Raw genomic sequence first — 6,772 nt, forward strand, 5'->3', positions numbered from 1 at the left:
TTGAAATCATGATTTTCATAATATCATCCCAGTTAAATATAGATATTTCAGGCGGTACTTCCCATCCTCTTTTATCTCCAGATACATGAATATCTAAGTCTTGGGCATCCCACCCCTGACCCGTAACGATTTCTAAACCAACTGAACCCATTAACAATGGAATAATTTCAATTTCATTTAGTTTTTTTGCTATTTTAATAAACTCATTAAACTTGTTATTCTCCATTTGTTCCTCCACCTTTTCTAATTAAACCTTTACCATGTTCAACAAACCTGCTTCGTTAGTTTAAGTGTAACATTTCACATTGGACATAAAAATAGACCATCGAAATGATGGTCTTGTTTCACTAAAGCACCCGTTAGTTCAACAAGTATTTAACATTATTAGTTATCTTTATTTAGAGTGGACACTAACTCTTCGTTTTTCACTTCTAATATATATTCAGTAAAAACATGTTCCCTACCGCCATTTTTCTCGTACCACTCTTTAATTCGTTTAATGTGAGCACCGTCACCTTTTACACTGTTCTCTATTTCTATATAATCCTCATAACTGTCATATTCCCAAATAGCGAAAATTTCTGTGGTATTATCTTTATTACCCTTCATCCATCGTCCTACTAAACGTGCTCCGTACTTAAGTTGATTAGGTAAATTAGTATTATTGAAATGTTCATTAAACTTTTCTACAAAATTATTTTTTACAGTGTAAAATTTTCTTCTATAAAACATATACGTACCTCCTATAACGTTTTAATTAAAGATTTTCGTGCACCGCATACTCATTTCGATAAGAACTCGTCATATCCCTCTTATTGAACTAACCTGCTGCGTGAGTTTAAGTTAATTTCTTCACAATCTATATAGTGATTTTAACATAAATATCCAGCAAAAAATCACCTCTCAGAACAACTAGAGAAGTGATTTTTATCAAACTCAAGCATTGGAAAAAAATGTCGAGTTACATTATAGTTGGTAACTCCAAAATTCAATAATGGCAACGAAATACGTATGTTTTAAAAGATTTTAATTTACATTATAGTTGGTAACCCTTCCGAACTTACTTTTAGGTTTTTACATTATAGTTAGTAACCCAATGTTATGATTTTAACTTTAAAATCCCGAGTAATTATATTGATTATTTCGGAAATCGAATATTTAACTAAGCACCCGTTAGTTCAATAAGAAACAATGTTTGTAGTGATTAGTGTTATGAGTATATATTAAATTTAATATACCGATATATTGATTAAGTAACATATTGGAGGTAATGAATACATATGAAGAAAGTTTTTTTATCTGCATTAATAATCCCGGTATTATTTTTATCAACTGTTACAATAACGGAAGCATCAACTAAATTAATGTGGGGGAAAACCGAGTTAGTTAAAGGACAAATTGGTAAGGTGACAGTGTTGAATACAACTCAAATCTATCAAAATAACAATGAAGGCATATTCAAACAAAGCACTAGATCTCTGAGAAAAGGTGAGGAATTTAGAGTCTATAGCTATAAGGGTCAAGATGGTGGCTATTATGGACTTGGCGGAGGTTTATTCGTAAAGAAATCAACTGTTGTAAAATATGAAACTCCATCTAAAGCCAAGCTCAAATTATTAGAGGATAACTCTCTCTCTTCCTCTTTAAAGGATAGCGAAAAATATCCTGATGGATGGGTTGCACCTGTATCGAAATCAACTTGGAGTTCTAATCAAGCAAACAATTACACGGTTCTTCAAAATGAGCTTGGATTCTCAGATGGTGGTCGCTCATACAATGTTCGTGGTGTACCAGGTGCGATTCAAGTGATTAGCCAGGGGGGTAGCGGTTCTTATGAAGTTGGAATTAAGTTTCGTGGTTGGGTAGATAATTCTATTCCAGAAACTTATCGCATTCCTATTGTAGCAAAAGAACTTTTTAAATTTTACTTTGGTGGCGATGGAGATAGAATTCTAGGATACTTTAATAACAATGACATTCCAGAACAATTTACTGCTAACGGAAGAGCTGTAAAAGCCTCTTTCAGTCAAGCAGATGGAGCTATCTATCTTGAGGTAGGCAAAAGAAATAATTAAATAGTAGTTGAATAGACATAAAGCTAAGGGTATTATTCTCTTAGCTTTTTTGTAAGGAAAATGTGTGTTTTTGTTCAACTAACCTGCTGCGTTAGTTTAAGTGTAACATTTCACAATGGATCGCCGAAATATACTTGATATTTTGGACCTAAAAATAAACCATTGAAAATGATGGTCATGTTTAACTAAAGCACCCGTTAGTTTAAGTACATTCGTTCACAAGATACTCCTGATTTTTAAAAAAGAGTATCGAAACTATATTGTGTACCCTTATTAAAGGACATTTTATAATCCCTAAAACATTGTCATCCTTTACATAATTCAGGATATACTTTTCTGAATTCGATTCGCATAAAAGTATATAATTATTATGCCTACTGGTAATAGAACAACTGAAAATATTACAGCTAAATGAATGGGTAACAAAGAAGTAAGGACGATTAGACTTCCTAATATAATAAATATAAATCCACCAAATCTTTGCGTTTTTTTCCATGTCGTATCATCATTAAGAGTAGCTGCTGTTCTGATGCCGATAAATAAATTTTTCTTTATCCGTGGTGCATAGTTTCCAATTAATATAAAGAATAACCCAATCAGAACAAAGAGAAATTTTTCTGTTTTTAAGGATTCATCTTTTACATTTAATAAAAATGAAATATTTATAAAAAAAGTAAAAATAATCATAAAAATAGTTATAGGAGTATTTATTTTTTGCTTGTTTGTGTTCTTGTTATCAAAAAGAAGGAAAAGATAAGTTATTAGTAAAAGAATGAAGCTCAATATAAAGAAAATCATCATCACAAAAAATTTCCCTCCATATTGATCTGCATTTCCGTTAGTATAATGCATTGCTACTTCATTTGGTAAATATTCATACGATAAAAACCATAAAAGTAATACGGAAACAAAAGAAATAAGTAATACCCATACATGTCTCATTTTTCATCATGCTCCTTTTTATTATTAAAATTTATTACCCATCCTAAAAGTTCTTGAAAAATCGTTAAATTCAAAGAGTAAATGATATATTTTCCATCTTTGGAGCATTCAATTAATCCACAATTTTTTAAAATGGCTAAATGTTGAGATATACTTGGTTGAGAAATATTAAAGTGCTCTGTAATTTGACCAACAGTCATATCTTTTTCTTTTAAAAGGTCCAAAATTTTTCTTCGTGTTCCATCTGATATCGCTTTATACACATCAAACAAAATTTCTCTCCCCTTTCTTCCATACATCAACATATAGCTATATAACTATATGTATTATAACAAAAAAACCGAATAAGTAAATGATTGTAAATTATTTAACTTAAAATTACTTTGTTTCTACAAAGATTAACTTAACGTTTTGCCCTATATTTCTTGTTCCCTTGGAACATAAAAAGTATAAATAGATCTTTATTTCTTTCACAAAAATTATCTAAATACCCAGACATTTTTATTACCCCCTGAATTTTTGCATGCTAACTTGTTCAACTAACCTGCCCCGTTAGTTTAAGTGTAACATTTCACAATGGTTCGCCGAAATATACTTGATGTTTTGGACGTAAAAATAGACCACCGAAATATGATGGTCTTGATTAACTAAAGCACCCGTTAGCTTAATACCGGGATATATATTCAATCAAAATTTATGTAACCTTGTTGTTTCGTTTTTTTCTTAATAATCCGAGCTATTTTATCTGAATTCCACCACTCTTCAGCTTTAGGTAAAAGAGAAGCAACTTCATATGCTAATTTTTCGTAAATATCATCTGGAACAGGTTCTTCATCATATCTGTATGAATCATGATTTTCATATGGTTCAAGCCATGTCATAGGAACATGGTGCGTAGTATTTACCTTATCAGGAGGAATATGAGGTCCACCCTTAATTGTGTAGCCATTCGATGGGGAAGCACCTATTTCAACAGTAAACCCACCGCCATATTTATCAAAGTAGAAAGACATAAGGTCAATTCGGTTTTCTAACCTCCGTCGAAAATGCGGGAAAGAACCTTTAAATCCTTTTTCTCTTAATACTGGAATTAGAATAATTTTCAGTGCCTTTATCATTTCATCTCGTCCAGAAGCCATGACACTCCATCCCTCCTTTTAAAACACTATTTTATCCAAGCACCTGATTCAAACAAACTGCCCCGTTAGTTCAATAGGAAAAAGCTACCCTTACAGGCAGCTACTTGTTCTACTAAAGCACCCGTTAGTTCAATAAGAATTTAATTACTTTAACTAAATATTTTGCGGAAGGGTGAAGTAGAAAAATAGACGCATATTCAACACTCGCGCCAGTTCTCCTTCACTAAATTTAAAATAGAGACGTTGCATAAAGAGATTAAGCCATAGCGATTCGCTAGAACTAGAGCGTCTCATCCAATTTCTGAATCTTTGAGTCGGAAATTAAATATACATTGCCAAAAACGTCGATTTTGTCTCCTTTTACACGTACTGCGCAATCTTTGTTCGACGCATAAATATTTATTTCTTCCGATAGGGGAGATAGTTCGCTTTGAACCAGTGTCATGTTATTTTCAAGATCAAAATGAGACAGGACGGAACGTAAACAGAGCTCATTTCAACTTCATCTCCAAAGTTTTTCGAGCATAACCATTTAGCGGACATGTTGATTGCTCCAGCGCTTGCTCCCATTACAACGGCGTCGCTTTTTTTAATCGAATCCGATAATTCATATTCCATCAAAAAACCATTTTGATTAAGAATATTGCCACCCAACAAGAAAATGACGGAAGCATTTTGAATTATCATTTGGGCATCTTCCTTCTGTACGTGGTAATTAATTAAATGATACTCATCAAATATAATGCCAGTCTGATCGAGCCACGACCGTTCAGTAGCACCATAAGCTTCAAAAACAGATGGATTCGAGCTAATCATTGCAAGCGATTTTCTATCAGTTATATCCTCCTGTAACGCCCTACCCAGATTCTCTGGAAAAAAATTGTTAAACCAACCTAAATAATAGTGAGTTTTCATAAGTACCCCTCAGAAGTGTAAATAACATTTATTCCTTGCGTCACTCATTCCGTTTTCTTGTCACTCTCAATATGCCCGATTGTTAAACACAATTTAAACAACACTGTTCAACTAACCTGCACCGTTAGTTTAAGTGTAACATTTCACAATGGCTCGTCGAAAACTACTTGATAATCTGGAGATAAAAATAGACCATCGAAAATGATGGTCTTGTTTAACTAAAGCACCCGTTAGTTTAAGTACATTATTTCACAATCTTATTGAGTGAGTAAATAATTAATATATTATACCGATATATTGATTGAGTAATATATTGGAGGTAAATGGATACATATGAAAAAAATTTTTTTATCTGCTTTAATAATCCCAGCATTACTTTTATCCACGGTTACAATAACGGAAGCATCAACTAAAGTGATGTGGGGAAAAACCGAATTGGTTAAAGGACAAATTGGTAAGGTGACGGTGTTGAATACAACTCAAGTCTATCAAAATAACAATGATGGCATATTCAAACAAACCACTAGATATCTTAGAAAAGGTGATGAATTTAGAGTCTATAGTTATAAAGGTCAAGATGGTGGTTTTTATGGACTTGGTGGCGGTTTATTCGTGAAGAAATCAACTGTTGTTAAATATGAAACCCCATCTAAAAGCAAACTTGCATTGTTAGAGAATAACCCGCTTGCTTCCAGTCCAGAGAATGGCAAAAAATATTCTGATGGTTGGGTAGCTCCAGTGTTGAAATCTTCATGGAGTGCTGACTCTGCTGTAAACTATCGTACCCTTAAAAATGAACTTGGATTTGTAAATGGTGGTTCTCGTTACACCATTGCTGGTCAAATGGGAGCTATTCAAGTTATTTATCAAGGTCCTGACGCTCCTTTTGAAGTTGGTTTGAAATTCATGGGTTGGGAAGACAGCAATGTTGCTCAATCTTACAGAGTTCCTATCGTAGCGAAGGAATTGTTTGCTAGGGAAGTATTATGTATAGTATCAGCATCAAAATAGTTATCATTTTGGTCTTTCAAGCCAAACGCTGCTGTCGCATCTGAAATAAGATATGTATTAAAACCTAAATTCCCACTCATTCTTATAGTCGTAGATACACAATGGGGCGTAGTCAAACCTGTTATTACTGTTGTTGTTATATGATTTAATTTTAAAAACTCTTCTAAATTTGTACCGATAAAACTACTATTCACTTTCTTTGTTATGATTACTTCTTCTGGGTTTTCGGACATATGTTGAATATGTATTACTTGCCACCCTTTCTTCCTCCACAATGTTAGTATCTTACTAATGTTTTCTTCTGCACTTAGATTGTTTCGGTCCCCCCATTTTTTATCATCAAAAGCTTTTTGTACATCTATTATAATTAAAGCATTATTTTCCTTATCCAAGATAATTCCCCCCTGATTTTTTAAATTTACCATTTACTTCATTTTATATGCCTATTTATTTTGGTACAACTGGTATCGTTATTGAACTAACCTGCCCCTTTAGTTCAATTAGAAAAAAGAGCTTCCTAAGAAGCTCAATGATCTTCTAGTAAAGCACCCCGTTAGTTGAATAAGAAAAAAAGTTTATTTAAGATTCAAAAGTAAGGATTACTGTTCTAGATTATCATAAATTTTTTCAATGCATATTCAATACCATCATCACTGGATTTTTTGGTAACGAAATCAGCCACATTTTTCA

7 protein-coding genes and 2 pseudogenes are annotated in these 6,772 nt (G+C 32.8%); 2 read left to right on the forward strand and 7 right to left on the reverse strand.

Annotated elements, in window-relative coordinates; all coding sequences use genetic code 11:
• Both PGC35_RS21945 and PGC35_RS21950 read right to left on the reverse strand, forming a co-directional pair.
• A pseudogene (locus PGC35_RS21945) lies at window positions 1-226 on the reverse strand (phosphoribosylanthranilate isomerase); the annotation flags it as partial.
• 158 nt (window positions 227-384) lie between these two features.
• On the reverse strand, window positions 385-732 hold the full coding sequence (locus PGC35_RS21950) for an NIPSNAP family protein (RefSeq protein WP_375220713.1): 348 nt from the start codon (window positions 730-732) through the stop codon (window positions 385-387).
• A 548-nt stretch (window positions 733-1,280) separates the two neighbouring features.
• Here PGC35_RS21950 and PGC35_RS21955 point away from each other — a divergent pair.
• Complete coding sequence (locus PGC35_RS21955; RefSeq protein ID WP_375220714.1) at window positions 1,281-2,075, forward strand: hypothetical protein; 795 nt, start codon at window positions 1,281-1,283, stop codon at window positions 2,073-2,075.
• A gap of 321 nt (window positions 2,076-2,396) precedes the next feature.
• Here PGC35_RS21955 and PGC35_RS21960 read toward each other — a convergent pair whose 3' ends face one another.
• From PGC35_RS21960 to PGC35_RS21975, 4 genes and pseudogenes are all read right to left on the reverse strand, one after another.
• Complete coding sequence (locus tag PGC35_RS21960) at window positions 2,397-3,017, reverse strand: SdpI family protein (protein WP_375220715.1); 621 nt, start codon at window positions 3,015-3,017, stop codon at window positions 2,397-2,399.
• Window positions 3,014-3,289 (reverse strand): autorepressor SdpR family transcription factor, encoded by a 276-nt coding sequence (locus tag PGC35_RS21965; protein WP_375220716.1) that lies wholly within the window; start codon window positions 3,287-3,289, stop codon window positions 3,014-3,016. The genes PGC35_RS21960 and PGC35_RS21965 overlap by 4 nt, the downstream gene beginning before the upstream one ends.
• A gap of 411 nt (window positions 3,290-3,700) precedes the next feature.
• Window positions 3,701-4,156: a DUF4304 domain-containing protein gene (locus tag PGC35_RS21970; RefSeq protein ID WP_375220717.1), complete on the reverse strand. Its 456-nt coding sequence runs from the start codon at window positions 4,154-4,156 to the stop codon at window positions 3,701-3,703.
• A 280-nt stretch (window positions 4,157-4,436) separates the two neighbouring features.
• Window positions 4,437-5,071: pseudogene (locus tag PGC35_RS21975) on the reverse strand (Type 1 glutamine amidotransferase-like domain-containing protein).
• Window positions 5,072-5,404: 333 nt separating this feature from the next.
• Between PGC35_RS21975 and PGC35_RS21980 the strand changes: the two are divergent.
• Window positions 5,405-6,082: a hypothetical protein gene (locus tag PGC35_RS21980; RefSeq protein ID WP_375220718.1), complete on the forward strand. Its 678-nt coding sequence runs from the start codon at window positions 5,405-5,407 to the stop codon at window positions 6,080-6,082.
• On the opposite strand, the gene PGC35_RS21985 is transcribed toward PGC35_RS21980, so the two are convergent.
• A complete protein-coding gene (locus tag PGC35_RS21985; protein ID WP_375220719.1) occupies window positions 6,010-6,474 on the reverse strand; it encodes an isochorismatase family protein in 465 nt (154 codons plus the stop codon). The genes PGC35_RS21980 and PGC35_RS21985 overlap by 73 nt on opposite strands.
• Between the last annotated feature and the right edge of the window lie 298 nt (window positions 6,475-6,772).

It is taken from the genome of Psychrobacillus sp. PGGUH221 (assembly GCF_042055255.1).
Classification (GTDB): domain Bacteria; phylum Bacillota; class Bacilli; order Bacillales_A; family Planococcaceae; genus Psychrobacillus.